Origin of the sequence: Pantoea sp. Mb-10, from assembly GCF_021272205.1 — a bacterium.
Taxonomy (GTDB): Bacteria; Pseudomonadota; Gammaproteobacteria; order Enterobacterales; family Enterobacteriaceae; genus Pantoea.
This window is the reverse complement of sequence record NZ_JAJSDX010000003.1, coordinates 365,825-392,183: the sequence shown is the minus strand read 5'-3', so window position 1 is coordinate 392,183 and position 26,359 is coordinate 365,825. Positions and strand designations below refer to the sequence as shown.

At 57.5% G+C, this 26,359-nt stretch carries 32 protein-coding genes, 1 tRNA gene and 1 pseudogene; 27 read left to right on the top strand and 7 right to left on the bottom strand.

The window, feature by feature from the left end; translation table 11 throughout:
* Positions 1-254: 254 nt before the first annotated feature.
* From LU196_RS07860 to LU196_RS07755, 22 genes and pseudogenes are all read left to right on the top strand, one after another.
* Entirely contained in the window at positions 255-446 is a 192-nt protein-coding gene (locus LU196_RS07860; protein ID WP_232758433.1) for a hypothetical protein, read from the top strand.
* Positions 447-1,110: 664 nt separating this feature from the next.
* Positions 1,111-1,317 carry a tail protein X gene (locus tag LU196_RS07855; RefSeq protein ID WP_232758434.1) on the top strand — a complete coding sequence of 69 codons (207 nt, stop codon included), beginning with the start codon at positions 1,111-1,113 and terminating at the stop codon, positions 1,315-1,317.
* A gap of 3 nt (positions 1,318-1,320) precedes the next feature.
* Complete coding sequence (locus LU196_RS07850) at positions 1,321-1,539, top strand: HP1 family phage holin (RefSeq protein WP_370640972.1); 219 nt, start codon at positions 1,321-1,323, stop codon at positions 1,537-1,539.
* Positions 1,520-2,032 carry a lysozyme gene (locus tag LU196_RS07845; protein ID WP_232758435.1) on the top strand — a complete coding sequence of 171 codons (513 nt, stop codon included), beginning with the start codon at positions 1,520-1,522 and terminating at the stop codon, positions 2,030-2,032. The genes LU196_RS07850 and LU196_RS07845 overlap by 20 nt, the downstream gene beginning before the upstream one ends.
* Positions 2,029-2,379 (top strand): annotated as a pseudogene (locus tag LU196_RS07840) (LysB family phage lysis regulatory protein); the annotation flags it as partial. The gene LU196_RS07845 and the pseudogene LU196_RS07840, both read left to right, overlap by 4 nt.
* Positions 2,300-2,623, top strand: a complete 324-nt coding sequence (lysC, locus tag LU196_RS07835) for an Rz1-like lysis system protein LysC (protein WP_232758436.1) — start codon at positions 2,300-2,302, stop codon at positions 2,621-2,623. The pseudogene LU196_RS07840 and the gene lysC, both read left to right, overlap by 80 nt.
* Positions 2,553-3,020, top strand: coding sequence for a phage tail protein (locus LU196_RS07830; protein WP_232758437.1), 468 nt, complete (start codon positions 2,553-2,555; stop codon positions 3,018-3,020). Before lysC ends, LU196_RS07830 begins: the two co-directional genes overlap by 71 nt.
* 203 nt (positions 3,021-3,223) lie before the next feature.
* The gene (locus LU196_RS07825) at positions 3,224-3,814 is read left to right on the top strand and encodes a phage baseplate assembly protein V (protein WP_232758438.1); all 591 of its coding nucleotides are present in this window, start codon (positions 3,224-3,226) and stop codon (positions 3,812-3,814) included.
* Positions 3,811-4,161, top strand: a complete 351-nt coding sequence (locus LU196_RS07820) for a GPW/gp25 family protein (RefSeq protein WP_232758439.1) — start codon at positions 3,811-3,813, stop codon at positions 4,159-4,161. Before LU196_RS07825 ends, LU196_RS07820 begins: the two co-directional genes overlap by 4 nt.
* Positions 4,162-4,164: 3 nt before the next feature.
* Positions 4,165-5,073: a baseplate assembly protein gene (locus tag LU196_RS07815; protein ID WP_232758440.1), complete on the top strand. Its 909-nt coding sequence runs from the start codon at positions 4,165-4,167 to the stop codon at positions 5,071-5,073.
* Entirely contained in the window at positions 5,066-5,674 is a 609-nt protein-coding gene (locus tag LU196_RS07810; protein WP_232758441.1) for a phage tail protein I, read from the top strand. Before LU196_RS07815 ends, LU196_RS07810 begins: the two co-directional genes overlap by 8 nt.
* The gene (locus tag LU196_RS07805; RefSeq protein WP_232758442.1) at positions 5,671-6,636 is read left to right on the top strand and encodes a phage tail protein; all 966 of its coding nucleotides are present in this window, start codon (positions 5,671-5,673) and stop codon (positions 6,634-6,636) included. Before LU196_RS07810 ends, LU196_RS07805 begins: the two co-directional genes overlap by 4 nt.
* Positions 6,636-7,052, top strand: a complete 417-nt coding sequence (locus tag LU196_RS07800; RefSeq protein ID WP_232758443.1) for a tail fiber assembly protein — start codon at positions 6,636-6,638, stop codon at positions 7,050-7,052. The genes LU196_RS07805 and LU196_RS07800 overlap by 1 nt, the downstream gene beginning before the upstream one ends.
* 228 nt (positions 7,053-7,280) lie before the next feature.
* On the top strand, positions 7,281-7,733 hold the full coding sequence (locus LU196_RS07795) for a hypothetical protein (RefSeq protein WP_232758444.1): 453 nt from the start codon (positions 7,281-7,283) through the stop codon (positions 7,731-7,733).
* 210 nt (positions 7,734-7,943) lie between these two features.
* Entirely contained in the window at positions 7,944-9,113 is a 1,170-nt protein-coding gene (locus LU196_RS07790) for a phage tail sheath protein (protein ID WP_232758445.1), read from the top strand.
* A gap of 12 nt (positions 9,114-9,125) precedes the next feature.
* Positions 9,126-9,635, top strand: coding sequence for a phage major tail tube protein (locus tag LU196_RS07785; RefSeq protein WP_232758446.1), 510 nt, complete (start codon positions 9,126-9,128; stop codon positions 9,633-9,635).
* Positions 9,636-9,696: 61 nt separating this feature from the next.
* On the top strand, positions 9,697-9,975 hold the full coding sequence (locus tag LU196_RS07780) for a phage tail assembly protein (RefSeq protein WP_232758447.1): 279 nt from the start codon (positions 9,697-9,699) through the stop codon (positions 9,973-9,975).
* 20 nt (positions 9,976-9,995) lie between these two features.
* Positions 9,996-10,133: a GpE family phage tail protein gene (locus tag LU196_RS07775; RefSeq protein WP_232758894.1), complete on the top strand. Its 138-nt coding sequence runs from the start codon at positions 9,996-9,998 to the stop codon at positions 10,131-10,133.
* Positions 10,123-12,084, top strand: coding sequence for a phage tail tape measure protein (locus tag LU196_RS07770; protein WP_232758448.1), 1,962 nt, complete (start codon positions 10,123-10,125; stop codon positions 12,082-12,084). Before LU196_RS07775 ends, LU196_RS07770 begins: the two co-directional genes overlap by 11 nt.
* A complete protein-coding gene (locus LU196_RS07765) occupies positions 12,081-12,608 on the top strand; it encodes a phage tail protein (protein ID WP_232758449.1) in 528 nt (175 codons plus the stop codon). Before LU196_RS07770 ends, LU196_RS07765 begins: the two co-directional genes overlap by 4 nt.
* On the top strand, positions 12,605-13,759 hold the full coding sequence (locus LU196_RS07760; protein WP_232758450.1) for a phage late control D family protein: 1,155 nt from the start codon (positions 12,605-12,607) through the stop codon (positions 13,757-13,759). The genes LU196_RS07765 and LU196_RS07760 overlap by 4 nt, the downstream gene beginning before the upstream one ends.
* An 80-nt stretch (positions 13,760-13,839) precedes the next feature.
* Positions 13,840-14,037: an ogr/Delta-like zinc finger family protein gene (locus tag LU196_RS07755; protein ID WP_232758451.1), complete on the top strand. Its 198-nt coding sequence runs from the start codon at positions 13,840-13,842 to the stop codon at positions 14,035-14,037.
* Positions 14,038-14,222: 185 nt separating this feature from the next.
* Here the strand turns inward: LU196_RS07755 and LU196_RS07750 are convergent.
* A tRNA-Ile gene (locus LU196_RS07750) sits at positions 14,223-14,298 on the bottom strand.
* Positions 14,299-14,653: 355 nt separating this feature from the next.
* Between LU196_RS07750 and mug the strand changes: the two genes are divergently transcribed.
* A complete protein-coding gene (gene mug / locus LU196_RS07745; protein ID WP_232758452.1) occupies positions 14,654-15,169 on the top strand; it encodes a G/U mismatch-specific DNA glycosylase in 516 nt (171 codons plus the stop codon).
* A 61-nt stretch (positions 15,170-15,230) separates the two neighbouring features.
* On the opposite strand, the gene rpoD is transcribed toward mug, so the two are convergent.
* The 3 genes from rpoD to rpsU form a co-directional block, all read right to left on the bottom strand.
* Positions 15,231-17,075: an RNA polymerase sigma factor RpoD gene (gene rpoD, locus LU196_RS07740; RefSeq protein ID WP_232758453.1), complete on the bottom strand. Its 1,845-nt coding sequence runs from the start codon at positions 17,073-17,075 to the stop codon at positions 15,231-15,233.
* Between the two features lie 258 nt (positions 17,076-17,333).
* The gene (dnaG, locus tag LU196_RS07735; protein WP_232758454.1) at positions 17,334-19,079 is read right to left on the bottom strand and encodes a DNA primase; all 1,746 of its coding nucleotides are present in this window, start codon (positions 19,077-19,079) and stop codon (positions 17,334-17,336) included.
* A gap of 118 nt (positions 19,080-19,197) precedes the next feature.
* Entirely contained in the window at positions 19,198-19,413 is a 216-nt protein-coding gene (rpsU, locus tag LU196_RS07730; RefSeq protein ID WP_001144069.1) for a 30S ribosomal protein S21, read from the bottom strand.
* Positions 19,414-19,692: 279 nt separating this feature from the next.
* Here rpsU and tsaD point away from each other — a divergent pair, with 279 nt between their 5' ends.
* Entirely contained in the window at positions 19,693-20,706 is a 1,014-nt protein-coding gene (tsaD, locus tag LU196_RS07725) for a tRNA (adenosine(37)-N6)-threonylcarbamoyltransferase complex transferase subunit TsaD (RefSeq protein WP_232758455.1), read from the top strand.
* A gap of 28 nt (positions 20,707-20,734) precedes the next feature.
* Here tsaD and plsY read toward each other — a convergent pair whose 3' ends face one another.
* Positions 20,735-21,331, bottom strand: a complete 597-nt coding sequence (gene plsY / locus LU196_RS07720; RefSeq protein ID WP_232758456.1) for a glycerol-3-phosphate 1-O-acyltransferase PlsY — start codon at positions 21,329-21,331, stop codon at positions 20,735-20,737.
* A gap of 107 nt (positions 21,332-21,438) precedes the next feature.
* Here plsY and folB point away from each other — a divergent pair, with 107 nt between their 5' ends.
* The gene (gene folB, locus LU196_RS07715) at positions 21,439-21,798 is read left to right on the top strand and encodes a bifunctional dihydroneopterin aldolase/7,8-dihydroneopterin epimerase (protein ID WP_232758457.1); all 360 of its coding nucleotides are present in this window, start codon (positions 21,439-21,441) and stop codon (positions 21,796-21,798) included.
* Between the two features lie 191 nt (positions 21,799-21,989).
* On the top strand, positions 21,990-22,808 hold the full coding sequence (gene bacA / locus LU196_RS07710; protein ID WP_232758458.1) for an undecaprenyl-diphosphate phosphatase: 819 nt from the start codon (positions 21,990-21,992) through the stop codon (positions 22,806-22,808).
* A 17-nt stretch (positions 22,809-22,825) separates the two neighbouring features.
* On the opposite strand, the gene LU196_RS07705 is transcribed toward bacA, so the two are convergent.
* Together LU196_RS07705 and LU196_RS07700 are read right to left on the bottom strand one after the other, a co-directional pair.
* Entirely contained in the window at positions 22,826-24,058 is a 1,233-nt protein-coding gene (locus LU196_RS07705) for a multifunctional CCA addition/repair protein (protein ID WP_232758459.1), read from the bottom strand.
* 142 nt (positions 24,059-24,200) lie between these two features.
* Positions 24,201-24,824, bottom strand: coding sequence for a TIGR04211 family SH3 domain-containing protein (locus tag LU196_RS07700; protein WP_232758460.1), 624 nt, complete (start codon positions 24,822-24,824; stop codon positions 24,201-24,203).
* Between the two features lie 202 nt (positions 24,825-25,026).
* Between LU196_RS07700 and LU196_RS07695 the strand changes: the two genes are divergently transcribed.
* Positions 25,027-26,337, top strand: coding sequence for an inorganic triphosphatase (locus LU196_RS07695; protein ID WP_232758461.1), 1,311 nt, complete (start codon positions 25,027-25,029; stop codon positions 26,335-26,337).
* Positions 26,338-26,359 lie beyond the last annotated feature (22 nt).

Here is a 26,359-nt window from a genome sequence, read left to right as displayed (position 1 = left end):
GGTGGTCTATTAGCCGTCTTTAACCGATCAACGCCTTTTCGCCCGCTAAAAAGACGCAAATCGCGACTAGATCCGCACCGGATGCCGGGGGGGAATCGTGCCGTACGCGCGCGGCTTGCCGCTGGGCTAATAGTGGTGAAATGCTTTTCTTATCATGCAGATAAAAAGCACTACCAATTTTAATATTTTCCTTCCTCTCATTCAGAATGCTATGCTACTGTATATATGTACAGTTATTGTTGGGGGGAGGGCGCGTGGATAACGAATTAAAAGAACAGGTAATGCTTGAGCGTGTGGAGCTGATTGCTCGGTTAACGACGGCAGGGATGTGCAGAGAACGTGACAGGGAGATCGCGCTTAGCCTTATCGCCGAGATTGCCGGTAACTCCGTAATGACCAACAAACAGTTTTCAGTGGTATTTTCAGCGGTGCCGCTGGAGAAATAGGGTAAGCGGTGGCGGCCCTTGCGGCATCCCACAGCGCATCGGGCGCGCAGCGGCAGTGTCCCGCCATCGATGCGTTGCGCAGCGTAAGGCGCAATAACAATAAAGCGTGCGCCGCATGGGGTCGTCATGCGGCTGTCACGCCCAGATCGTGGCTCAGCGCGTCGTGCAATCGGCAGGCGTTAACGCAATGCCGACACAGACTCGCCCGGCCCGCCTCCACAGGCGGGCTTTTCTCTGTTGCGCGCGGCTTCAGCGTTAGCGCGCGTCATGCTTCTCAGGCAAGTTTCAAGCGCGCCTCATTCTCCCGCATCCCTTCCAGCCGACGTGACCTGCTTCCCAATGTAACCTGTGGTGCCTGCTCAACGCTGAGCGGGCGGCAAGACGTTGTGGCAGAAGGGGGACAGCGGAGACACTGGCTTGCAATCAACCTCGCTCATCGCCAATAACCCGCGCGCGGAGGCGAGAGCGGAACCATTACCCGACGCGCGTAAGTGACGTCCATTAACACGTAAAGCGGCTGTTGCGGCACCGTTCTTCGCCGACAGACTCAGTGAGGCTCACGATGCGCGTACCACGCTCAACACCGGTGCCCAACAGGTGGGCACGGGGACTGCTGCGATTGTGATGGGCAGCCGTGGCGCTACAGGAAAAAGAGAGGCATAGCATGACCCGCGTTTATGCGCAGCAAGGCGATACCGTAGACGCGATCTGTTTTCGCTACTATGGCCGCACCCAACAGGTTACCGAACAGGTTTACGCGACCAATACTGGACTGGCGGAGGCCGGACCGCTGTTGCCGCACGGCTGGCCAATTGATCTCCCGGCATTACCGGACGCGCCCACGCGCGAAACCATTCACCTTTGGGACTGAATCATGCTGAGTACGGAGCGCATTAGTGCGTTTATCACCTACGCCATCGCCGTGGTGATGGGCTGGCTTGGCTGCTGGGATCTGCAGGATGTGGCGACCTTGCTGGGCATGGCGCTGGGGATCGGCATGTTTCTGGTGAGCTGGTATTACCGCCGCAAAACCTACCTGCTGTTTGAGCGCGGCCGCCTGAGCGCGAGCGATTATGAATCTGCCAATCGTTAAGCGCTGTTCAATTGGTGTGGTGCTGGCGCTGGCCGCCACGCTACCGGGCTTTCCGCAGCTGCATACCTCGGTAGAAGGCCTAAAACTCATCGCGGATTATGAGGGCTGTCGCCTGAGCCCGTATCAGTGTGACGCAGGGAGATGGACGGATGGCATCGGCAATACCGCCGGCGTGGTGCCGGGCAAAAGCATCACTGAACGCCAGGCGGCGGGCACCTTTATCGCTAATGTTCTTCGCACTGAACGGGCGCTGACCGGCTGCGTGTTGGTGTCGGTGCCGCAGCACGTTTATGACGCGCTGGTGTCGTTCGCCTTCAACGTTGGCACCGGTAATGCCTGCCGCTCTACGCTGGTGAAGCTGCTGAACAGTGGTCGCTGGCGCGACGCCTGCCTGCAGCTGCCGCGCTGGGTCTACGTCAATGGCGTGATGAATTCGGGATTGAGCAATCGGCGCGGACGTGAGCTGGTGTGGTGTCTCAAGGGGGCGCAATGAACCGCATCTTGATGGCCCTGCTGGCTGCCGCGCTGCTGGCGCTGGCGCTGACCGGTTGGCGCTGGTCGGTCGCCAGCGAGACGTTGACGGATGCGCAGAAGATCATCAATACGCTGTCGGCGGGCATCGAGAGCCGCGACCGGGCGATCAATCGTCTTGACAGCGAAAACCGGCAGAGCCAACAGCGCGAAGCCGCGCTGCGTCAACTCCAGGGCCAAGCCAGCTCGCAGGCCCTGGCCCGTGAAGCCCACATACAGAGGGAAACCGATGCGAATCCGATTTTACGTGCGTGGTCTGCTGCCGCTCTGCCTGCTGACGTTATCCGCCTGCACAGCCGTCCCGCCTTCGCCAGCGCCAGAGATTATCTGGATTGGATGTCCGCGCGTGACAAGTTGCCCAATACCGGGCAACAACCTGCGTTCGCAGGGCGATCTGGTGGCGGATAATCGCCAGTTGGAGGCCGCACTGGTGGCCTGCGGACTGCAAATTGACATCATTAAAGAGTGCCAGGAGCAACACGATGCTGAAACCCCAACAACTTCGTCAGAAGCTGCTCGACAGCGTACCGCTGCTGCAGGCCCATCCCGATAGCCTCACGCTGCTTACCGACAGCGGACGTATCGTTTCTACCCTGGCGGCGTCGCTGTCGTTTGAATATCACTATCGGCTGAACGTGGCGATCGCGGCTTTCAGCGGTGAGATGGATGGAGTGATTGTACCGATACTCGACTGGCTGCGCGTTAATCAGCCCGACCTGATGGCGACAAAAGAGAAGCAGCGGGACGGTTTTACCTTCCAAATTCACCCCGTTAGCGACACGACCTACGATATTGCAATTGTTCTGCAGCTGAGCGAGCGCGTGCGGGTGACGCGCGACGGAACAGCGCTGTACATCGAGCACGTCGCCGAGAGCCCGCCGCCGCAAGATGACGCGCGGCCGCTGCAGCTTTATGCCCACGGTCGGTTAATCAGTGAGTATGGGGCCTGAGTGAAGACGGGTCTTGCATACGCCACTTAGTGCGCTGATTAAAGATCTGTCTTCTGCACGATGGCCTATGAGACAGGCCGTGGCGAGGCGGCAAGGAGGCCACGTATGACGCACATCCCCTGCTTGGCGCAGTGACTTTTTGGTGGTGTATGGACAAACCAACTTAAGTAGTGCGTGCCACTTTCATTCAGCAAGATAATGCCATGAATGAACAACTCTCCGAAATCCTGCGCCTGCTGCGCAACCTGATCCGTATCGGCACCGTCGCTGAGGTGAATCTCCTTGACGGGGTATGCCGCGTGGACACGGGAAACAACACCACCGGCTGGCTGCACTGGCTGTCCGCCCGGGCGGGGAAGACCCGCTCGTGGAATGCGCCTTCAGTGGGCGAGCAGGTGATTATCTTTTGCCTCGGCGGCGAACTCGACACCGGCTTTGTGCTGCCCGGTATTTTCTCCGATGCCAACCCGGCACCGTCCGCCTCGGCCGATGCGCTGCACTGGTCATTCCCGGACGGGGCGGTGATCGAGTACGAACCGGCAAAGGGGGCGCTCAAAGCCACCGGTATCCAGACCGCCACCCTCACTGCCGCCGTGAAAGTACTGCTCGATTCCCCGCTGGTTGAATGTACTCAGCTTCTCAAAACCGCACAGCTCGAAGTGACGCAGGGCGGAAAAATGACCGGTAATGTCGAACACCGCGGCGGCATGCTCAGCTCTAACGGCGTCGCGCTGGATACCCATATCCACGGCGGCGTACAGCGCGGTGGCAGCAAAACGGATGGCCCGCAATGACCCAGACAAACTACCTTGGCATGCACCGGGAAACCGGCGAAGCGCTGACGGATATCGATCATATTCGCCAGTCAGTTAGCGACATTCTCACCACGCCGCTCGGCAGTCGTGTCATGCGCCGCCGCTATGGCTCGCTACTCTCGGCGCTGATTGACCAACCACAAAACGCGTCGCTGCGGCTGCAGATCATGTCGGCGTGTTACGTCGCGATTTTAACGTGGGAGCCGCGCATCACGCTCACCGGCATCAACTTTGCCTCCACGTTCGACGGCAGCATGGTGGTCGAGTTGACTGGCAACCGCAGTGACACCGCGCAACCTTTTTCCTTAACTGTCCCCGTGAGCTAAAACATGGCAACCATCGACCTGAGCCAGTTACCCGCGCCCGACGTGGTGGAAACGCTGGATTACGAAACCCTGTTGGCCGAGCGCAAGGCCACGCTGATCTCGCTTTACCCGACAGAGCAACAGACGGCCATCGCGCGCACCTTGTCGTTGGAATCGGAGCCCATCGTCAAGCTGCTTGAGGAGAACGCCTATCGCGAAATCATTCTGCGTCAGCGGGTAAACGAAGCCGCCCGCGCGGTGATGGTGGCGTATGCCCAAAACACCGATTTAGATCAGCTTGGTGCGAACAACGGCGTAACGCGACTGGTGATCGCTCCCGCAGACGATCGCGCCATCCCGCCCTTGGCGGCTGTGATGGAGAGCGACGACGATTTCCGCGCCCGCATCGCTGGCGCGTTCGAAGGATTAAGCGTGGCCGGACCGGCCGGCGCGTATGAGTATCACGCGCGCAGCGCCGATGGACGCGTGTCAGATGCCTCTGCCATCAGCCCGTCGCCGGCGGTGGTCACCATCACCGTGCTGGCACGCGACGGGGACGGTACAGCACCGGCTGACCTGCTGACGGCGGTGGAGACGGCGCTCAATGACGAAAACGTGCGACCAATTGCGGATCGTGTCACCGTGCAGTCGGCCGCCATTGTGCCTTACGAGATTGAGGCCGAGCTGTTTCTCTACCCGGGGCCGGAAGCCGAGCCGATTCGTGCGGCTTCTGAAGCCAAGCTGGTGGCCTTCGTGACCACGCAAAAGCGCCTGGGCCGCGATATTCGCCTGTCGGCGCTGTATGCGGCGCTGCACGTTGAAGGCGTCCAGCGCGTTAACCTGATTAAACCGCTGGCGGATGTGGTGCTGGACAAAACGCAGGCGGCTTTTTGCACCCGCTATGCCTTACGCGTGGGGGGATCCGATGAGTGACCGCCTGCTGCCCACGGGCTCGTCGCCGCTGGAAGTGGCGGCTGCGGAGGCGCTGGCTTCAATTGATGGCCTCTCGGTGCCGCTGCGCCAGCTATGGGATCCGCAAGCCTGTCCACTCGTGCTGCTGCCGTATCTGGCATGGGCGTGGTCGGTTGATCGCTGGGACACCGCCTGGCCGGAAGCCACCAAGCGTGCGGTGGTGGCGGCGTCCCGTGCGGTGCATCAGCGTAAAGGCACCGTGGGCGCCATCCGCCGCGTAGTGGAACCGCTGGGCTACCTTATCCGCATCATTGAGTGGTGGAAGACCGGCGATGCGCCCGGCACCTTCCGCCTCGATGTGGGCGTGCTGGACTACGGCATCACCGAAGAGATGTACAACGAGCTGGAGCGGTTAATTGCTGATGCGAAGCCCTGCAGCCGCCATCTGATTGGTTTGTCGATTAACCTCGACGCGCACGGCGCCATTCCCGTGGCCGCCGCGTGCTACAGCGGTGACGCGCTTACCGTTTATCCCTATATCCCTGAGCACATCAGCGCCGGAGGCCCGCTTTATGCCGGTGCCGCGGTGCATCTTATCGACCTACTGGAAGTGAGCGTATGACAACCAAATATTTTGCCCTCCTGACCAATCAGGGTGCGGCGCTGCTGGCGAACGCCGCGGCGCTGGGGACCCAAGTCAATATCTCCACCATGGCGGTGGGGGACGGTGGCGGCACGCTGCCCACGCCCGACCCGGCGCAGACGAAGCTCATCGGCGAAAAACGCCGCGCGCCGCTCAACGCGCTGTCGGTGGATGCGGCCAACAGCAGCCAGATTATTGCCGAGCAGATTATCCCGGAAGGCGAGGGCGGATTTTGGATCCGGGAGATTGGCCTGTACGACGCCAACGGCGTACTGATTGCCGTGGCCAACTGCGCCGAGACTTACAAGCCGCAGCTGGCCGAGGGCAGCGGCCGTACGCAGACCGTGCGTATGATCTTAATTGTGAACAGCACCAGCGCCGTGACGCTGAAAATCGATCCGTCTGTGGTGCTGGCAACACGGCAGTACGTGGATGACAGGGTGATTGAGGTCAGACAGTACGCCGACACGCTGCTGAACAGCCACCTCAAGGCAGCCAATCCGCACGGGCAGTATTTGCTCACGGAAAATGCGTTGAAAGAACTGAAAGACGCTGGGTTGGTTGCAAAGGCGCTTGCCACGCTCGGTCTGAAAGCAGCGGCGCTGCGGGATGTGGGCACGGGTGCAAACCAGATCCCGGATATCAGCGTCTTCACCGGCGGCTTGATGGCAAATGGTTGGGCAAAAATCCCGCTGGCTAATGGTACATCGCTGGTTGTGCAGGCGGGCAGCTATGCCTCATCGGATACAGCCTCAATGATGTTCAAACTCAACTTCCCGATAGCTTTCCCAAAAGGTTGCGCAGGGCTGGTATTAACCGGATGGCAGGGTGAAAGCGGGTTTGTTTATGGCCACACTGGCAGGAATGCCACTGGCGCTACCGTCAAGCGTGCCTCAGTAAATACGCCGTTTTATTTTGACTGGATCGCCGTGGGGGAATAATGGAAACGTACAGCTACAGTGCCACCAAGAATGCTTTTTACGCCGACAGCCTTAAGACTAGCTATGTCGACTGGCCGGAGGATGCTGTAAACGTCAGCGCTGAGATTTTTATCCAATACAGTAAAGCGCCGCCAGAAGGCAAAATTCGGGTCGCCGGACCGGATGGTCAGCCTGCATGGGCAGATATTCCGCCTCCTGGCGCTGAAGAGCGGGTCGAGCAGGCGAAGCAGCTGGTCAGCATTTTGATGCAGCAAGCCGATAGGAAAATTCGTCCCTTGAATGATGCACAAGACTTGGGTATGGCCACTGAACAGGAAACCGCGCAACTTAAGGCGTGGAAAATCTATCGGGTGATGCTGAATCGCGTGGACACCTCACAGGTGCCTACAATCGATTGGCCCGCCGTGCCAGAGTAAGGTCCCCATTCCCGCTTTTGCGGGAATATTTTTGCCTGTCCGCTCATTTCCCACCAAACCGCAACCGCATGCAAGCCGCGGCCATGACTAAGATCCTGCCCCCTCCTTCAATCAGGAGGATTGTAGGGAAGGAGTGGTCGCGATCCCGCTTGTGCGGTGGCGACTCATGCCCCTTTCTATTGAAACCCGCCTACGTAACGTGGCATTCATTTTTTTGAGGAGCACACCATGACTGAGGCAAATAAAGCCATCTTGGGTGAAAACGGTCTTGCGATCGTCGCGGGTATTATTACGGCTTACCACTACGACGAGCGCAGCGGCTATTACACCGGCGCAACCGAGGAGTATCTGCCAGTGGGGTTGGGTCTGCCAGCCAACTCAACTGCGATTGCGCCGCCGGTTGCGGTCGAGGGGAAAAACATCGTGTTCGTAGACGACAACTGGCAGCAGGTGCCTGCTCGAGCCGTTCTGGATGAAAACGGGTTAGCGATCGTCGCGGGCACCATCACGGCCTACCATTATGACGAGCAAAACCACCGCTACACTGGCGCAACTGAGGAGTATCTTCCGGTGGGGCTGGGCCTGCCCGCCAACTCTACCGCGATTGCGCCGCCGGATGCGGGAGAGGGAAAGAATATCGTATTTATCAATGGCGGCTGGTACGTGCTAAACGCGCGTTAGGGCTAAACGGTATGCAGCTCGGGGCGGTGATGGTGAGTATCGCCCCGGCTATTCTTGCATCAAAGCATCCGCGCCATCTCAAAGCCCCACTCGGGGCTTTTTTTATTACGGCGGGCATGTGTTTGCTCAGATTTCAGCAAACCGCAACCGCATGCGCCCCCGCATCTGACCTGACATGCTGGGAACACCTTTGAACAGGAGTCCATCAGAATGTCTGATTATCATCACGGTGTCCGCGTCGTCGAAATCAACGACGGCACGCGCACTATTTCCACTCTCTCTACCGCCATTGTCGGCATGGTCTGCACCGCGCAGGATGCTGATGCGGCGACGTTTCCACTCAATACGCCGGTGCTCATCACCAATGTGCAGGGCGCCGTCGGTAAAGCTGGCGTCACCGGCACGCTTGCCGCCGCGCTGCAGGCGATTGCCGATCAGTCTCGGCCCGTGACGGTAGTGGTACGTGTCGCGGAAGGCAAAGACGACGCCGAAACGGTGTCCAATATCATCGGTGGCACCGACGAAAATGGCCGTTACACCGGCATGAAAGCATTGCTGGCGGCACAGACGCAGCTGGACGTTAAGCCGCGCATTCTGGGCGCGCCCGGCCTCGACTCATTAGAGGTGGCCACAGCCCTGGCCAGCATTGCGCAACAGCTGCGTGCGTTCGCCTACGTTTCGGCATGGCAGTGCAAAACCATTTCAGAAGCCCGTCTGTATCGTCAGAACTTTAGCCAGCGCGAACTGATGGTCATTTGGCCTGATTTCCTCGCCTGGAACAGCACCACCAGCCAATCCTCTACCGCCTGGGCCACCGCACGCGCGCTCGGCCTGCGCGCCAAAATCGACACTGACACCGGCTGGCACAAAACGTTGTCGAACGTGGGCGTGAACGGCGTCACCGGTATTTCGGCTTCGGTATTCTGGGATCTGCAGCAGGCGGGCACCGATGCCGATCTGCTCAACGAAGCGGATGTCACCACGCTGATTCGCAAGGACGGCTTCCGCTTCTGGGGCAACCGCACCTGCAGCGACGATCCGCTGTTCCAGTTCGAAAACTACACCCGCACCGCGCAGGTGCTGGCCGACACCATGGCGGAAGCGCACATGTGGGCGGTGGATAAGCCACTCACGCCGATTCTGGTGCGGGAAATTATCGCGGGCATCAATGCCAAATTCCGTGAATTGGTCAGCGCGGGCTATCTGCTGGGCGCGTCTGCCTGGTATGACGAAAGCGCCAACGACAAAGACAGCCTGAAAGCGGGCAAGCTCTTTATCGACTACGACTATACGCCGGTGCCACCGCTGGAAGATTTAACCCTGCGCCAGCGCATCACCGACACCTATCTGGCGACGTTCGCCGCATCCGTAAACAGTTAAGGAGCCAGATAAATGGCACTGCCACACAAACTCAAGGCCATGAACCTTTTCAACAATGCCAACAGCTATCAAGGCGTTGTCACCTCCGTCACGCTGCCTAAGCTGGCGCGCAAGCTCGATCCCTACCGTGCGGGGGGCATGAGCGGCGCCGCATTCATTGACAATGGTCTGGAGGATGATGCGCTGGATATCGAATGGAGCATCAGCGGCATCGATGAACTGGTGCTCTCACAGTGGGGCGCGTCTGATGTCCCGCTGCGTTTCACCGGCTCTTACCAGCGTGGCGACGCAGGGGAAGAGGTTGCGGTAGAAATTGAGGTGCGCGGAAAGCACCAGAGCTTTGACTTCGGTGAAACCAAGCAAGGCGAGGACAGCGAAACCAAGATCACCAGCAAAAACACCTATTACAAGCTGACCTTTGACGGTAAGGCGCTGATTGAAATCGACACCCTCAACATGGTGGAGAAGGTCAACGGCGTCGATCGCCTGGAACAGCGCCGTAAAAACGTCGGTTTAGTCTAACGCCCTGATGCCAGCGTCAGGCGACGCTGGCTTTCTCCTCTCCTTTGAAAAGGCAGTGAAAATGGAACAGAACGAAAACGTTGTGGTGCTGGAATCGCCTATTGTGCGTGGCGATACCGTGATGACGCAGATTGAACTGATGAAGCCAAATGCCGGAGCGCTGCGCGGTGTGCGCTTGTCCGAACTGGCGGGCTCAGACGTGGATGCCCTGCTGGTGGTGATACCGCGCATCAGCGTACCGTCGCTGACCAAAGCGGAGTGCAACACGCTGGCGCCAGCGGATTTGATTGCGCTAGCGGGCAAGGTGATCGGTTTTTTAACTGCGAAGTCGGACGAGTAGCCTGGCCGACTGACCTGACAATCAACGACCTGATGGCCGATATCGCCACGGTATTTCACTGGCCACCCTCGGAAATGTACACCATGCCGCTGGCCGACCTGTTGGATTGGCGGCATAAAGCGCTGATGCGCAGCGGAGTAAACGCAAATGAGCAATAACCCCAAAGTGCAGGTGCTGCTAGACGCGGTAGAGAAAGCCTCACTGCCGTTTAAAGCCGCTAAGCAATCCTTGCTCGGGGTGGCGGCGGATGTCCGTCAGGCGCAGGTCAGCATGCTAGGACGGAGCGAGCAGGCAAGAAGAATTGATGCCGTGCGTAAAAGCAGCGCACAACAGGCTGTTAGCCGCCCTGAACGCGATAACGCACCGTCTCAGCCATCCAGCACGCCGGTGCAAAATCTGCAAACGGCGCAGGGACGACTTAACGCCACGATGACGCGCTACCAGCGTGGGCAGGCGCTAGCAGCAAAAGTGCGCAACGTGGGAACCTCCAGCCTCGATGCGGTGAAAAAAGGCTGGCAATTGGGCGCGGCGATATTGCGCCCGGGCATCGACGCGGCACAAGCGCAGGGCGCGCCTGCTCAGGACGACAGCGCTTCCGCGTTTACTCCGCTCAGCGCGCAGTTAGACGCGCTCACTGCTACCGTTCAGGTGCCCACGCTTGTTCCCCTAAGTGATACCCGCGAGGCGCCCCCTCAAGACGCGCAGCCGTCGGCCTCTGGGCGTAATGTTCAAAACGGACGTGGGCTCACGGATACGCTTATCGTTAAAGAGCGTTCTGAGCTTGTACCGACGATGGCGGCCGACAGCGCGTCGCGCGATCGCGTCGACGCGCGGGAGCAGCCTGTTCTTAGCGACCCCAATCTGCTGCGCGTGTTTAATGCGCCGCTGCAGACGATGCCCAGCGCGCTGACGCAAACACGTGATGATAACGGTCAACCGTTGAGTAGTCGCAACCTTGCGTTGGGTGAGCCTGCGGGCATTTCCCCTGCGTCTGCGTGGGGCGCAACATCCAGCGATAAGCCGGAGGCAACGTCGGTTCAGCGTGCGAGCGGCAGCGCAGCAGCATCTTCTCAAAGTACGCAGGGGTCACTCAGCACCGACATCGCTGCGTTTCAATCTGCCTCACAGGCCGTGAGCATCGACCTCTACGACAAGGCCGATCGCAGCCTGCGAACCTTAACCCAGAGCGCGACGCAATTACTTTTGCAGGTCGACAGCTGGGTGCAACAAAATCCTGCGCTGGTGGCGGGTTTAGCGGACACGGCCACCACAGCATTAGTGCTGGTTGGTGCCGTGGGAGGCATTGCCCAAGCGGTGTGGCCCGCGATCGCTGGCATTAATATGCTGGTGACCGGGGCTAGCCTGCTGGGCTCCGCTTTTACGGCAGTGGGTAGCGTCGTGGCGACGGCCTTGGGTGCTATTACGCTTCCGTTTGTGGCATTGGTGGCCGCCGTGGTCGCCGGCGCTTTGCTGGTGCGTAAATATTGGGAGCCCATCAGCGCGTTTTTCAACGGGTTTGGCGAAGGGTTCACCGCCGCGATGGGGCCGATCAGCGATGCTTTTGGCGGGCTTACGCCCCTCTTCTCCGCGATCGGCAATGCCGTTACTGAACTCTGGAACAAATTCACCCAATTACTCGAACCGGTGAAATCAACCCAAACCGAACTGGCGGCGGCGGGCGACATGGGTAAAAAGTTCGGCAACATGCTGGCGGAAGCGTTGAAAATACCGAGCCAGGCGCTGGATCAACTGCGCGGCGGTATCGAGTGGGTGCTCGAAAAGCTGGGCGTTATCGACACAAAATCAGACGGGCTGAAAGAAAAAGTCACGTCGCCCGATCCGCTCGCCACCGGCGGGGCGGGCGTCAACACCAGCGGGCCGCCGGCCAGCGTTGCGTTGGGCGGCGCAGATTATAAACCCGTCAGTGCGCCCGCAGCCTCTGCGGGACCTGTGGATCAAAGCCAGAACAACTACCAGTTTGACCTCCATATGCATGAGGGTATGACAAAGGAGAATGTCGTGGCGTTAGTCAATGAATTGCAGGTGTCGGCGGATCGTAACCGCATGGCGCAGAATCGCAGCAGTATGGGATGGGGCTACGCAACATGATGATGATCTACGGCATGATGCCGTTTATACGCCAAACGCTTCCCTACAACGCATTGACGCACAACATTGAGTATCGATGGCCAACCAATGACCGCTTCGGGCTGCGTCCAACGGCGCAGTTTGCCGGACCGGGGGCCGATACGCTCGTGCTTTCGGGCGAATTGCGCCCGGAAATCACCGGCGGTGCAATTTCCCTGATGACGATTCGTTTGCTGGCCGACCAGGGGCTGGCCTGGCCGTTGATTGGCGGGAACGGGCTGATCTATGGCATGTATGTCATTGAGAAAATTAATCATGTCCACAGTGAATTTTTTCACGATGGTGCTGCCAGCAAGATTGCGTTTACCCTGGCGCTGAAGCGCGTTGATGAATCGTTCACCGCGATGTTTGGCGATCTTAAAACACAGCTGGAAGACTTAAGCGGCCGCGTGCGTGCGCTGCCGGCTAGTGTGACGTCAGCGATTGATGACGTAACGTCGATGGCAAGCGGCCTGATACCGGGCGCACAGGGAGGCACACGATGACGGTGCCGGCGGGCAGGCGGTTCACCCCAGACTATACGCTGCGGGTGAATGATAAAAATGTAACGGCCAACGTCAAAGCGCGCCTGATTTCGCTGACGTTGACCGATAATCGCGGGTTTGAAGCCGATCAGCTCGATCTCGTGCTGGACGATGCCGACGGCACCCTTGCGCTGCCTGTGCGCGGCGCGGCAGTGATATTGAGTCTTGGCTGGCAAGGCGAGACGCTCACCGATAAAGGCCGTTTTATCGTGGATGAAGTGGCGCATCATGGCGTGCCGGATACCCTCACGATCCGCGCGCGCAGCGCAGATTTTGGCGGTCTGCTTAATCAATCCCACTCAGAGTCGTATCATATGAAGACGCTGAGTGACATCGTGGCGCAGCTTGCCGCGCGCAACGGCCTCATCCCGAATGTCAGCAAGGAGCTGGCCAACATCGGCGTAGGCCATATCGATCAGTCGAATGAAACGGACGCACAGTTTATGACGCGTCTTGCGACGCTGTTCGGCGCGATCGCCGCCATCAAAGCAGGGCAACTGCTCTTTATGCCGCCGGGTAAAGGCGTTACGGCCAGCGGTAAGGCCATCATGCCCTTGGCGCTTACCCGGCAGGAGACCAAGGAATACAGCTTTAGCATTGCCGATCGCAGCAACTACTCCGGCGTTTCAGCAACCTGGCTGCACACCAAAGACCCGACGCCTCACACGCTTACCATGCAGCGCAAGCCCGCGGCAGCGTCTTCGCCGACATTGACGCATCCCGCAGCGAAAAAGTCAGCATCTGATGCTACCCAAGCCAGCGGGACGCCCGATGCCGATTACCTGGCGGGAAGCAGACATAACCTTTTAGTGCTGCCAAAAATCTATCCTGACCGTGCAACCGCCATGCGTGCGGCGAAAGCAAAATGGGAAATGCTGCAGCGCGGCACCGCTGAGTTCTCTGTCACCTTGGCGTGGGGGCGTGCGGATGTCTATCCGGAAACGCCGGTGCGCGTCAGCGGCTTTAAATCGGTTATCGATACCCAGCCCTGGATTATCAAGAAAGTGACGCACAATCTCAGCGCTGCGGGATATACCACCAAACTCGATTTAGAGATGGATATATCAGGTCGGGCGTTTTCTCTGGAGAGCGATAGTCTTAAGACTAAATGATATTCACTAATTGTGAATTAAATTGCTATTTTTGAATTGTTGGCGTATTAAGTATAAATGCTTATACGGAGAAAATACCCATGATGCATTGCCCACTTTGCCAGGCCGCTGCGCACGCGAAAAGCAGCCGATACATATCGAAAGAGACCAAAGAGCGTTATCACCAGTGCACTAACATCAACTGTAGCTGCACGTTCAAAACGCATGAATCCGTGGCGGCCATGATCGTTAGCCCCGGTGCGGTGAGTAAAGTGGACGAGCACCCCAAGCAGCGTTAACGCGCAGTGTTTAACAAAAAACCACCGTAATCGCGGTGGTTTTTTTTATCCGGGCAAGGATGACCAAGCGGTAGCGAGAGAGTGAATAAGAAAAATTGATCGCCATTTTATCGCCATCGGAAAACCTGCAAACAAAAAAGCCACCGTGAAAGGTGGCTTAAGTGCATGATAACAATCAATAAATTTGGTGGCCCCTGCTGGGTTTGAACCAGCGACCAAGCGATTATGAGTCGCCTGCTCTAACCGCTGAGCTAAGGGGCCAGCGGAGCGAGGATTATAGAGTATCTGGGGGAGGCGATCCAGCGTTCAGCAATTGGTTGGTGAAAATTAACGCAGTTGGTGAGCCCTTGATCTTTCAGCATAAAAAGGTCATTTCCTGCCACTAAAAGCTCGCAGAGAGGGTTTTTATGACAAGGCTGGTGTTTGCAGTCCGCGCAGCGGAAACCGGGCGCCGTACGTTTTAGACCGCGCTGCTGGGATTGCCTGATGCGTGGGGTTCAGAACGCCGCGCGCACCCCGGACTGGCGTGCCTAAGCGGGAATCGCTATGCTTTCAGCGGTTAACGTGGGCAGGGCGGGATGACGCGGCACGCTCGCGCAGGAATAAAGGAAAGAGCATGAGTGAGCACGAAATACGCGATATCATCGCGCCTGATTTGCAGGTGCTGTTTTGCGGCATCAATCCGGGGAAATCGTCAGCGCACACCGGCTTTCACTTTGCGCACCCGGGCAACCGATTTTGGAAAGTGATCCATCAGGCGGGATTTACCCAGGAACAACTGAAACCCGAGCAGGAGCAGCGTCTGCTGGAAACGGGATGCGGTATCACCATGTTGGTTGAACGGCCGACCATACAGGCGAGCGAATTGGCGGGTACAGAACTGCGCGACGGCGGGGCGAGGCTGCGTGAGAAGATCGCGCACTATCAGCCGCGGGCGCTGGCGGTATTGGGCAAAGAGGCGTTTCAGAAAGCGTTTCGTCAGCGCAATGTGGCGTGGGGCGAGCAGCCGGAGCGGCTGGATGTAACGCGGCTATGGGTGCTGCCAAATCCCAGCGGTCTGAATCGCGCCACGCTCGACGAGATGGTGGCGGCGTATCGGCAGCTCTATCAGGCGTTGAACCTGTCAGCGTGAACGCCCATTTCAAACAATAAAAAACCCCGGCGAGCCGGGGTTTTTTGTTTCGACGCAATGATTAATCGTCGAGGAAGCTACGCAGCACTTCCGAGCGGCTCGGGTGACGCAGCTTACGCAGCGCTTTGGCTTCGATCTGACGAATACGCTCACGCGTCACGTCAAACTGTTTGCCCACCTCTTCCAACGTGTGGTCGGTGTTCATATCGATACCGAAACGCATACGCAGCACTTTCGCTTCGCGCGCGGTCAGGCCGGCCAGCACGTCATGCGTTGCAGAGCGCAGGCTTTCTGACGTTGCGGAGTCCAGCGGCAGCTCCAGCGTGGTGTCCTCGATGAAATCGCCCAGATGCGAATCTTCATCATCGCCAATAGGCGTCTCCATGGAGATAGGCTCTTTGGCGATTTTCAACACCTTGCGGATCTTATCTTCCGGCATCAGCATACGCTCGGCCAGCTCTTCAGGGGTTGGCTCGCGGCCCATCTCCTGCAGCATCTGACGCGAAATACGGTTGAGCTTGTTGATGGTCTCAATCATATGCACCGGAATACGGATGGTGCGCGCCTGGTCGGCGATAGAGCGGGTAATCGCCTGACGGATCCACCACGTGGCGTAGGTCGAGAACTTGTAACCGCGGCGGTATTCAAACTTATCAACCGCCTTCATCAAGCCGATGTTGCCTTCCTGAATCAGGTCCAGGAACTGCAGACCACGGTTGGTGTATTTCTTCGCGATTGAGATCACCAGACGCAAGTTCGCCTCAACCATCTCTTTCTTCGCACGACGCGCTTTGGCTTCGCCGATAGACATACGACGGTTGATATCTTTTACCTGCTCGATGGTTAAGCCGGTCTCTTCTTCGATCTGCAGCAGTTTCTGCAGCGAACGCATCACATCTTCTTCCACTTCCTGCAGCTTTTCAGACCACGGCTTGTTCATGGCCAGCGCGGCTTTGAACCAGCTCTCACTGGTTTCGTTACCCGTGAACAGGGTGATGAAGTTTTTCTTCGGCATTTTGCACAGTTCAACGCACAGCTTCATGATCAGGCGCTCTTGCGTACGCACGCGCTCCATCATTTCACGCATGTTGTTGACCAGGTAATCGAATTGCTTCGGTACCAGGCGGAACTGCTTAAACACTTCAGACAGGTTATTGATCTCGGCAACCGCATCAGCATGGCTGCGGCCTTTGGCTTTAATGACCGTGCGCGTGGTTTCATACTGCGTGCGCAGATCGCCAAATTTCTCGCGCGCCAGTTCCGGATCGATAGAGTTATCATCGTCGGAGCTGTCGTCGTCGCTCTCTTCGTCCTCTTCTTCCTCATCGTCACGATCTTCTTCAGACAGTTCGGAACCGACGTGAGTCGCGGTAGGCGCAACGTCTTCCTGCGCGTTAGGATCAACAAAGCCGGTGATCAGATCGGACAGGCGTGATTCGCCCGCCTCAACGCGATCGTATTGATCGAGCAGATAGGTAATGGCTTCCGGATATTCGGCAACGGAACATTGAACCTGGTTGATACCGTCTTCGATGCGCTTAGCGATGTCGATTTCACCTTCGCGCGTCAGCAGTTCAACGGTACCCATTTCGCGCATGTACATGCGCACCGGGTCAGTGGTACGGCCAATTTCTGACTCAACGCTCGACAGCACCTGCGCGGCAGCTTCCGCGGCATCTTCGTCGGTATCGGTGCTGTTCTCATTCAGCATCAGATCATCGGCATCCGGGGCTTCTTCAACCACCTGAATGCCCATATCGTTAATCATCTGGATGATGTCTTCGATCTGATCGGAGTCGACGATATCTTCCGGCAGATGGTCATTGACCTCAGCATAGGTCAGATAGCCTTGCTCCTTACCACGGGTGACAAGCAGCTTAAGCTGTGACTGCGGGTTTTGCTCCATAAGACGGTATCCACACTTCTGTTAATTAGATTGGTGTTGGTCGGCAGCGAGCCAACTATAACAGTGAAGGCGTTGTGTTTTTGCCGCTGCCCTCATCGCGGCCAGGGCTCTTGCCCTTCATATATCGGCACTTAAGCCGCTTGGATGCTGTGCGGACTTGGCGATATTGCCGCCGGTCCTGAATATCAATGTTCGTTCCGGTCTCGCTTACTGCGCCGGAAATGCAGAACAGCGCCATAGCGCTGACCTGCGAAAAGCTTATTTCTTCGCTAATGCCTGACTGAGCGCCCAGAACTCCCGCCGTTCAGCAGCGCTAAGGCCTTCGGTGCGGTCGCGCGCCAGAAGCGCTTCGAGTCGCTGTTCCAGCGCGGAGTCATACAGGCTGGCCAATGAATCCTGAAATACCGCTTCGGCCTCTTCATCCACGATCATGTGGTTCCACGTGGCCAGGGTTTCAAGTGGCTGGCTAAATTCTGTTCCGCGATATAACTCTAGTAGCTGTCCCGTCGTCAGGCCAGGATTCTCGGTACAGCGCTGCACCAGCTCGACAAAAAGCGGTAATCCGGCCAGTTTTGACTGCTCAAGTCCTTCAAGTGTAGGAACAATGGCGGCAAAGTGCGGATTTTGTACCAGCAGCGCAATCAGCACGCGCATGGTGGTGCGTTTCAACGGCGGTGCCGTTGGTGCTGCGCCGTTTTCTGCCAGCTTCGGCATCAGCTTGTCTAACTGATTATCGTCCAGAATGCCGAGTTTAATACCCAGCGTTTGTCTCATATAAATACGCAGCGTTTCGCCGGGAATCTGACTGATCAGCGGCAGCGCCAGCGTGGCCAGCTTGGTTTTCCCGTCGCGCGTGCTCAGGTCCACCTGCGGCATCAGGCTATCAAACAGAAACGTGGAGAGCGGCATAGCCTGCTCCATTCGCGCTTCGAAGGCTGTTTTGCCCTCTTTACGCACCAGCGTATCTGGATCTTCGCCGTCAGGTAAAAACATAAAGCGTAGCTGACGGCCATCGTTCATGTACGGCAGTGCGGTTTCCAGCGCGCGCCATGCGGCCTCGCGCCCGGCTCGATCGCCGTCGTAACAGCAAATGACGTTATCGGTAGAGCGAAACAGCAGCTGAATATGCTCAGCGGTGGTCGAGGTGCCGAGTGACGCAACGGCGTAATCAATGTCGAACTGCGCCAGCGCCACCACATCCATATACCCTTCCACCACCAGCAGTCGCGCCGGCTGAGGATGGTTTTTGTGCGCCTCATACAGACCATAGAGCTGACGGCCTTTATGAAAAATCGGCGTTTCAGGGGAGTTCAGGTATTTGGGCGTATCATTGCCCAGTACGCGTCCACCAAAGCCAATAACGCGCCCACGCTTATCGCGAATAGGAAACATCACGCGGTCGCGGAAACGATCGTAAGTACGGCCTGAATCGTTCGTCACCAGCATGCCCGCTTCCATCAGCGATTCGCGGTCTTCTTTCTGCTGGCCAAAGCGCTTGAGCACGTTGTCCCATCCGGCAGGCGCATAGCCAATCGCAAAGCGATCGATGACGTCCTGGCTCAGTCCGCGCGTGGCAAGATACTGCTGTGCAGACCGCGCTTGCGGATTGCGCAGACTTTGCTGATAAAATCCGTCGAGGCCTTCCAGCAGCTGATAGAGACTTTGGCGCTGATGGCGTTCCATCGGGCTCGGGCCGTTGCCCGCTTCATACGGCACGTCTAAGCCGTGAAGCGTGGCCAGCTCCTCAACGCTTTCAACAAATTCCAGACGATCGTGATTCATCAGGAAGTCGATGGCGTTGCCTTTGGCGCCACAGCCGAAGCAGTAGTAAAACTGTTTTTCGCCGCTTACGGTGAAAGAGGGCGTTTTTTCGTTATGGAAAGGACAGCACGCGTGATAGTTCTTGCCTTGCTTCTTCAGCTTTACGCGGGCATCGATCAGATCCACGATGTCCGTGCGGGCAAGTAAATCATTGATAAAAACGCGTGGAATTCGTCCAGCCATATGCCCCGGTTTTTCAGCTCATAAACGGCAACAAGCCGCGCTTCCTTTCGGAAAGCACGGCCTCTTACTTGACTCTGTCTGCGTTTAACACGCGCCGGAAGCGAACTTCCGAGAGAAATTAGTACAGACGAGTGCGGCGTGCGTTTTCGCGAGCCAGTTTCTTGGCGTGACGCTTAACTGCAGACGCTTTAGCGCGCTTACGCTCGGTCGTTGGTTTTTCATAAAACTCACGACGACGAACTTCAGCCAGAACGCCTGCTTTCTCGCAAGAACGCTTGAAGCGACGCAGTGCTACGTCGAATGGCTCGTTTTCACGTACTTTAATTACCGGCATGTAACTCTCACCTCGATAAAATCGGTTTTTCTGCTGACTGCGGCGTCAGCACATTTCAAAATGGTGCAGCATTTTACTCCAACCGCAGCTGGCTTGTAAAGCACCATGGACAATTTAGAACCAACAGGGGCGTGTGCCGTTGCGGCTGCCGGTTTTTTCAGGCCGTGGAGTATAGCGCACTCTTTATGCGACACAAAAACACTTTTTCAGATGCAAAGTGTCTCAGGCCTGATTGGGCTTGTGCTACACTGCGCGCCGCAAGAAGAGGGTGATAAAGCTATGCGAGTTCTGGGTATTGAAACGTCCTGCGATGAAACCGGCATCGCGATTTATGACGATGCGTCCGGTCTGCTGGCGAATCAATTATACAGCCAGGTGAAATTGCACGCCGATTACGGCGGCGTGGTGCCAGAGCTGGCATCGCGCGACCACGTGCGGAAAACCGTGCCGCTGATTCAGGCTGCACTGAAAGAAGCGGGGTTACAGGCGGGGGATATTGATGCCGTGGCCTACACCGCCGGCCCTGGCCTTGTGGGCGCGCTGTTGGTGGGTGCGACGGTAGGGCGGGCGCTGGCCTTTGCGTGGAACGTGCCTGCCGTGCCGGTGCACCATATGGAAGGCCACCTGCTGGCACCAATGCTGGAAGAGAATCCGCCCGCCTTTCCGTTTGTTGCGCTGTTGGTGTCTGGCGGGCACACGCAGTTAATCAGCGTGACCGGCATCGGTGAATATACGCTGTTAGGCGAATCCATCGATGATGCGGCCGGAGAAGCGTTCGATAAAACCGCCAAGCTGCTGGGATTGGATTATCCGGGCGGGCCGATGCTATCGCGTATGGCGCAGCAGGGCACGCCGGGCCGCTTCCGCTTCCCGCGGCCCATGACCGATCGGCCAGGGCTGGATTTTAGCTTCTCAGGGTTAAAAACGTTTGCCGCCAATACCATTCGCGAGCACGCGGGGGATGAGCAGGCGCGCGCCGACATCGCGCGGGCTTTTGAAGATGCCGTGGTGGATACGCTGATGATCAAGTGCAAGCGCGCGCTGGAGCAAACCGGATTTACGCGGCTGGTGATTGCCGGTGGCGTCAGCGCCAACCGCACGTTGCGCGAGCGTATGGCAGAGATGATGCAGACGCGTCACGGTGAAGTCTTCTACGCGCGCCCTGAGTTTTGTACCGATAACGGCGCGATGATTGCCTATGCGGGCATGGTGCGTTTAAAAGGCGGTACGCGCGGTGAGCTGGGCGTCAGCGTGCGGCCTCGCTGGCCGCTGGCAGAGTTGCCTGCCATCTAAGAAAAAACCGGCCTCGCGCCGGTTTTTTTTATTTCTTTTTCCGCTTCCAGATTTTGCTTTCCTGGCCGCGCCACAGGCGCTGGATGTTGTCGTGGTGGCGTAACAGAATCAAACACGACAGCATCGAAACCGGAAAAGTAAACTGCGGCTTGAACCACCACACGTAGAAGGGCGCAATCAACGCGCTGACGATCGCACCCAGCGACGAGTAGCCGCTTAGCAGCACCGTCAGCAGCCAGGTGCCGGCCATCAAACCGGTTAAATCCCAGCCGATAGGTGCGATGGCGCCAAACGCCGTGGCTACGCCTTTCCCGCCGCGAAAATGAAAGAAGACCGGATAAATATGGCCGAGGCAGGCGGCAATCGCGGTCAAGCCGAGGTACATTGGCGTCACGTGCAGGAGATAAGCGATCCACACCGGCAGCATGCCTTTGGCAACGTCAAAAACCAGCACGGCTGCCGCTGCCGCTTTGCCGCCCAGACGCAGCACGTTGGTGGCACCTGGATTACCCGAACCGGCCGTGCGGGGATCAGGTAAGCCCGCGAGTTTGCACACCAAAATCGCACTGGATATCGAGCCGCAAAGATACGCGAAAATAATCATACCAAGCGCGATAGCACTCATAGCGTCGTACCGTTCCTTTTGGGTCGTTTTGTTAGCACTAAGCGTGGATAATACGCACAATCCGCCGGAAGTGGTATCCGGCCTGGCTAAAAACAGAGACTGACATCATGGATATCGTATTTATAGAGCAACTCACCGTTTTCACCACCATTGGCGTTTACGACTGGGAGCAGGGCATGCAGCAGAAGCTGGTGCTCGATGTCGAAATGGCGTGGGATAATCGTCGCGCCGCCGCCAGTGACGATGTGAACGATTGTCTGAGCTATGCCGATGTCACTGACGCCATTCTCCACCACCTGCAAGGTCAGCGTTTCGCCTTGGTTGAACGCGTGGCGGAAGAAATCGCCGATCTGTTGATGAACCGTTTCAAAACGCCCGGTGTGCGTATAAAGGTAGGAAAACCGGGGGCTGTGGCTCAGGCAGCCACCGTGGGCGTGCGTATTGAGCGCGGGACTATTCCTAAATAAACTTTCCGTGATTGCCATCACAATGAAACCAAACCAAATTAGGGTGGGTCTCACAACGAGGCCGCTGCGCCAAACGGTGCGAAGTGACCGAAATCCTTAAGGTTTCCTTCAGCGAGGCGTAGGCATAATTTCAGGCGGTAGCTGAGTGCGACCGCCTTTTTACTGTTTAAAACGGATAGGGGAATATTTTGATGGCAGACATTCATCAGCTTTGGGTTGCTGCAATCCTCGGGGTTGTGGAGGGCCTTACGGAGTTCCTGCCGGTCTCTTCCACGGGGCACATGATCATTGTTGGCCACCTGCTGGGGTTTGAGGGCGACAAGGCGGAAACCTTTGAGGTAGTGATTCAGCTGGGATCGATTCTGGCGGTTGTGGTGATGTTTTGGCGCCGTTTGTTTGGGCTGATTGGCATTCATTTTGGCCAGGAGCGGCATGAAGGCGTCGGCACGGGCAAGCTGACCCTGATTCATATCCTGCTTGGCATGGTACCGGCGGTGGTGATTGGCCTGTTACTGCACGATAAAATCAAAACGCTGTTTAACCCGATTAACGTCATGTATGCGCTGGTGGTTGGCGGTGTGCTGCTGCTGGTAGCGGAATTTCTCAAGCCCAAGCAGCCTAAAGCGGTGGGCGTGGATGACATCACGTACCGTCAGGCGTTTATGATTGGCTGCTTCCAGTGTCTGGCACTTTGGCCCGGTTTCTCGCGTTCGGGTGCGACCATTTCCGGTGGGATGCTGATGGGCGTGAGCCGGTATGCGGCCTCTGAATTCTCCTTCATTCTGGCGGTGCCGATGATGATAGGCGCCACCGGGCTGGATCTCTACAAGAGCATGGGATTCCTCACCCGAGAAGATTTCCCGATGTTCGCCGTGGGCTTCATCACCGCGTTTGTGGTGGCACTGCTGGCTATCAAAGTCTTCCTTGAACTGATCAAACGTATCTCGTTTGTTTCGTTCGCGATTTACCGTTTTATCGTCGCGGCTGCGGTGTACGCCATCTTTATGTAATCACGGCACGCGGTCCGTTAATCGGGCCGCGCGTTCAGCAAACCTTCCTGGACGCGGGCAATCCGGCGTCGCGTTAACTCCTCTCGTACCGCAGCACCTTTAAAGCCTGCTTCGACCACCGCTTTTGTCGGCACCGCCTGCGCCAGCGCGAATGCCTCACGCAGATAATCGCCTTGCGGATACGCGTTGCTCTCCATGCCTGCGCGACCGCGCGCGTCGGCTTCGCTGACCCGCGCCATTTTTTCGACCCGATCCGGTTTACGCCACGCATCAAGGCGATCAAACAGCGTCACTAAGGCCTCCGCCGACATGCGCTCAATGGTGTGCACCATATCGTGAAACTCGGTGACCAGCAGGGCGAAATCGCGGACCTGGTTCGGCACGCGCAGGCGCTGGCACAGGGCTTCCACGATCGGCACGCCGGCAAGGCCATGACCATGATGGCTTGGCCATTTTTCCGGCGGCGTTAGTGCTTTACCCACATCGTGAAACAGCGTGGCGAACCGGACATCCAGCGCGTCGGAAAGGGCGGCAGACATCATCAGCGTCATCAGCGTATGTACGCCGGTATCGATCTCCGGATGCCATTTAGCCGGCGCAGGAATGCCATACAGTCGATCAAGTTCGGGGAAAAGCACCTGCAGTGCGCCGCAGTCGCGCAGCACCTGAAAGTAAACGTGAGGATTGCGCGTCAGCAGGGCGTTTTCCGTCTCTTTCCACACCCGTTCGGCCGTGAGATGCGCCAATTCACCGCTCGCCGACATGGCGCGCATTAGCGCCATCGTCTCTTCGGCCACGCGGAAGTTGAGGTGGGCAAAACGGGCGGCAAAGCGTGCCACGCGCAGCACGCGCAGGGGATCCTCATTGAACGCGGGCGACACGTGCCGCAGCGTGCGGGAGGCCAAATCTCGCTGACCCTGCCAGGGATCGATGAGCGTACCGTCGCTGGCTTGGGCGATGGCATTGATGGTGAGATCGCGGCGCTGCAAATCCTGCTCCAGCGTCACATCCGGCGCAAACTGCGTCACAAAGCCGGTGTAGCCTTTGCCACTTTTGCGTTCGGTACGCGCCAGCGCGTACTCTTCGCGGCTTTGCGGGTGTAAGAATACCGGAAAATCACGGCCCACTTGCTGAAAGCCCTGCTGCAGCATGGCATCAGGTGTGGCACCCACCACGACCCAATCCCGGTCTTTTACCGGTAGGCGCAGTAAGGCATCGCGCACTGCACCACCGACCAGAAACGTCTTCACTTACCCACTCCAGAGATCAATTAACCTTGCGCGACGCGCGCGCATGAAACGTTAATTGTTACACATTTTGGCTAACAATCGGACACGACAAAAGGGGCATCTTGCGATACCCCTGAAGAAACAAACGGATCAGTGCAGTAGGTTAGTTCATCCAGCGATCGTTTTTCTTACGACGTGGCACCATATGCGGTAGCAGCAGACCAAGTAGCAGACCGACGCCGAGCACGCCGCCGCCGTACATAAACCACTGCATGATAATGGTGCGTTGCTTGTCATCCAGCTGAACGTTGGCCGCGCTCACTTTTTTCTGCGCCACAATCAGCTCATTTTTCAGCTTTTGGTTCTGGGCTTTCAGGCCGTCGATGGTGCCATCGCTGTTGGCGACTTTACTCTGCATTTCAGCGGTGCGCTGGTTCCAGCTGTTATCAATGTTGGCCAGCTTGGCGGTCAGATCTTTCACCTGCTGTTCCAACTGCGGCACGCGCGTGCGCAGGCTGGGTTCGGCACTGAGCTGTGACAGGGGGATCCAGTTTGTTTTGCCTTCTGCATCGCGGATCTGGGCGTACTGGGAGTCGTTGTTAACCTGAAGCAGCGTGACTTGTTCGCCGGCGTTAAGCTTGCCCACTAAGCGGTATTGATCGCCGGGACCGCTTCGCACCCACGTTGATAATTCATCGGAGATATAGCGTTTTTCATCAGCGGCGTGAGCAGGCGCGAAGGCACTAAAAGCCAGCAAGGCAAGGGCGGCGAGCGTGATTTTTTTCATTCGATATCGTTTTTCTTCATGGCTTAAAATTACTGGCACAGTCTGGGGACGCTTCTCAAAAATCTGAATGGGAACTATCCTGGTCTCAATCCGGTGCGATAAGGTCCGTAAAAGCACAAGAAAGCCGAGACAGGGGGCTTTCGGTGCTTTACTCTCGCCAGATTAACCTACTCAGTGCCAGCAGCGTATTAAATAAAAAATTATGACCATTGAAATCGAATTAAAGTTCATTGCCACGCCCGCCGCCGCCGAAAAATTGGCTGAGGCGCTTGCCGCCTGGCCCCATCAGCACAGCGCAGCGCGCGCGCTCACTAACCTCTATTTTGAAACCGAGGATAATCAACTGCGTCGCTGGGACATGGGACTGCGCATTCGTGGTGTGGGTGAACAGTACGAAATGACCTTAAAAACCGCCGGCAAAACGGTGGGCGGACTGCATCAGCGGCCGGAATACAATGTCCCACTTTCAGCCCCCGAGCTGGAGATCAGCCTGTTACCGCAGGACGTCTGGCCGCAGGGAACCGATCTGCACGCGCTGCAGCCGCGCCTCAAGCCCTTATTCAGTACCCATTTCCAGCGTGAAACCTGGGTCGTTACCGTTGAGGAAAGCGAAATCGAAGTGGCGTTTGATCGCGGTGAGGTTGCGGCGGGAGAGCGCAGTGAGCCGTTGTATGAAGTGGAACTGGAGCTTAAGCAGGGGCAGCGCGCCACGATGCTGAAATTTGCCGGGGAGCTCATTGCGCTGGGCGGACTGCGCCTGGGAAGCCTGAGTAAAGCGGCGCGCGGCTATCAATTGGCACAGGGCTCGGAAATCAATCCGGTACGTGCCCTGCCGCTGCAGAAAGCGGCTGCCAAAGCCACGGTGGAGCAGGGCATGGTTACTGCTCTGACCGCCGGGCTGACACATTGGCAGTATCATGAAGAGGCGTGGCTGCGCGGCAATGCCCAGGCAAAAGAGGGCGTTGCTGAGGCGCTGGAGACGCTGCGCCAGGCCTTTTCCCTGTTTGGTGCGCTGGTACCGCGTAAAGCCAGCAGCGAAATTCGGCAGAAATTATTGCTTGTCGAAGAGCAACTGGCAGAACACACCTTAACGGCGGAACAGCTCTGTTTCTCCGCAAATGCCGTCGAGGCGCAGCTCGCCCTGACGCATTGGCTGGTTGAATCCCAGTGGCAAAACTGGCTGGATGACAAAAGCAAAAACAAGCTGCAGGGATCGTTTAAGCGCTTCAGTGACATCATGCTGAGCCGCATTGCGGCCGATCTCAAAGAGACCTTCATCGGCGTGCAGCTGTTTAATGAGTTTCAGGATAAAGCCACGCGGCTGCACCGCCAGCTGCTGGCCGTACACCTGCTTGCAGGCGCATATCCGTCGGAAGACGTCAACGCCTGGCTCACGGGCTGGCAGGAATTGCAATGGGCCATACGTGAACAGCAGACGCAGGGCTTAGTCCAGCTGGTTAACCTGGCGGCTCGACAGGCGCCATTTTGGTTAAACAGCGGTAGCCCACGCTAACGACTCCGCACAAGCGAATCCG

Bases quoted from the DNA above. Each gene is read 5' to 3' on its own strand.
- LU196_RS07855 (WP_232758434.1), top strand. From the start codon at position 1,111: ATGACCCGCGTTTATGCGCAGCAAGGCGATACCGTAGACGCGATCTGT.
- LU196_RS07850 (WP_370640972.1), top strand. From the start codon at position 1,321: ATGCTGAGTACGGAGCGCATTAGTGCGTTTATCACCTACGCCATCGCC.
- LU196_RS07845 (WP_232758435.1), top strand. From the start codon at position 1,520: ATGAATCTGCCAATCGTTAAGCGCTGTTCAATTGGTGTGGTGCTGGCG.
- lysC (WP_232758436.1), top strand. From the start codon at position 2,300: ATGCGAATCCGATTTTACGTGCGTGGTCTGCTGCCGCTCTGCCTGCTG.
- LU196_RS07830 (WP_232758437.1), top strand. From the start codon at position 2,553: ATGCTGAAACCCCAACAACTTCGTCAGAAGCTGCTCGACAGCGTACCG.
- LU196_RS07825 (WP_232758438.1), top strand. From the start codon at position 3,224: ATGAATGAACAACTCTCCGAAATCCTGCGCCTGCTGCGCAACCTGATC.
- LU196_RS07820 (WP_232758439.1), top strand. From the start codon at position 3,811: ATGACCCAGACAAACTACCTTGGCATGCACCGGGAAACCGGCGAAGCG.
- LU196_RS07815 (WP_232758440.1), top strand. From the start codon at position 4,165: ATGGCAACCATCGACCTGAGCCAGTTACCCGCGCCCGACGTGGTGGAA.
- LU196_RS07810 (WP_232758441.1), top strand. From the start codon at position 5,066: ATGAGTGACCGCCTGCTGCCCACGGGCTCGTCGCCGCTGGAAGTGGCG.
- LU196_RS07805 (WP_232758442.1), top strand. From the start codon at position 5,671: ATGACAACCAAATATTTTGCCCTCCTGACCAATCAGGGTGCGGCGCTG.
- LU196_RS07800 (WP_232758443.1), top strand. From the start codon at position 6,636: ATGGAAACGTACAGCTACAGTGCCACCAAGAATGCTTTTTACGCCGAC.
- LU196_RS07795 (WP_232758444.1), top strand. From the start codon at position 7,281: ATGACTGAGGCAAATAAAGCCATCTTGGGTGAAAACGGTCTTGCGATC.
- LU196_RS07790 (WP_232758445.1), top strand. From the start codon at position 7,944: ATGTCTGATTATCATCACGGTGTCCGCGTCGTCGAAATCAACGACGGC.
- LU196_RS07785 (WP_232758446.1), top strand. From the start codon at position 9,126: ATGGCACTGCCACACAAACTCAAGGCCATGAACCTTTTCAACAATGCC.
- LU196_RS07780 (WP_232758447.1), top strand. From the start codon at position 9,697: ATGGAACAGAACGAAAACGTTGTGGTGCTGGAATCGCCTATTGTGCGT.
- LU196_RS07770 (WP_232758448.1), top strand. From the start codon at position 10,123: ATGAGCAATAACCCCAAAGTGCAGGTGCTGCTAGACGCGGTAGAGAAA.
- LU196_RS07765 (WP_232758449.1), top strand. From the start codon at position 12,081: ATGATGATGATCTACGGCATGATGCCGTTTATACGCCAAACGCTTCCC.
- LU196_RS07760 (WP_232758450.1), top strand. From the start codon at position 12,605: ATGACGGTGCCGGCGGGCAGGCGGTTCACCCCAGACTATACGCTGCGG.
- LU196_RS07755 (WP_232758451.1), top strand. From the start codon at position 13,840: ATGATGCATTGCCCACTTTGCCAGGCCGCTGCGCACGCGAAAAGCAGC.
- mug (WP_232758452.1), top strand. From the start codon at position 14,654: ATGAGTGAGCACGAAATACGCGATATCATCGCGCCTGATTTGCAGGTG.
- rpoD (WP_232758453.1), bottom strand. From the start codon at position 17,075: ATGGAGCAAAACCCGCAGTCACAGCTTAAGCTGCTTGTCACCCGTGGT.
- dnaG (WP_232758454.1), bottom strand. From the start codon at position 19,079: ATGGCTGGACGAATTCCACGCGTTTTTATCAATGATTTACTTGCCCGC.
- rpsU (WP_001144069.1), bottom strand. From the start codon at position 19,413: ATGCCGGTAATTAAAGTACGTGAAAACGAGCCATTCGACGTAGCACTG.
- tsaD (WP_232758455.1), top strand. From the start codon at position 19,693: ATGCGAGTTCTGGGTATTGAAACGTCCTGCGATGAAACCGGCATCGCG.
- plsY (WP_232758456.1), bottom strand. From the start codon at position 21,331: ATGAGTGCTATCGCGCTTGGTATGATTATTTTCGCGTATCTTTGCGGC.
- folB (WP_232758457.1), top strand. From the start codon at position 21,439: ATGGATATCGTATTTATAGAGCAACTCACCGTTTTCACCACCATTGGC.
- bacA (WP_232758458.1), top strand. From the start codon at position 21,990: ATGGCAGACATTCATCAGCTTTGGGTTGCTGCAATCCTCGGGGTTGTG.
- LU196_RS07700 (WP_232758460.1), bottom strand. From the start codon at position 24,824: ATGAAAAAAATCACGCTCGCCGCCCTTGCCTTGCTGGCTTTTAGTGCC.
- LU196_RS07695 (WP_232758461.1), top strand. From the start codon at position 25,027: ATGACCATTGAAATCGAATTAAAGTTCATTGCCACGCCCGCCGCCGCC.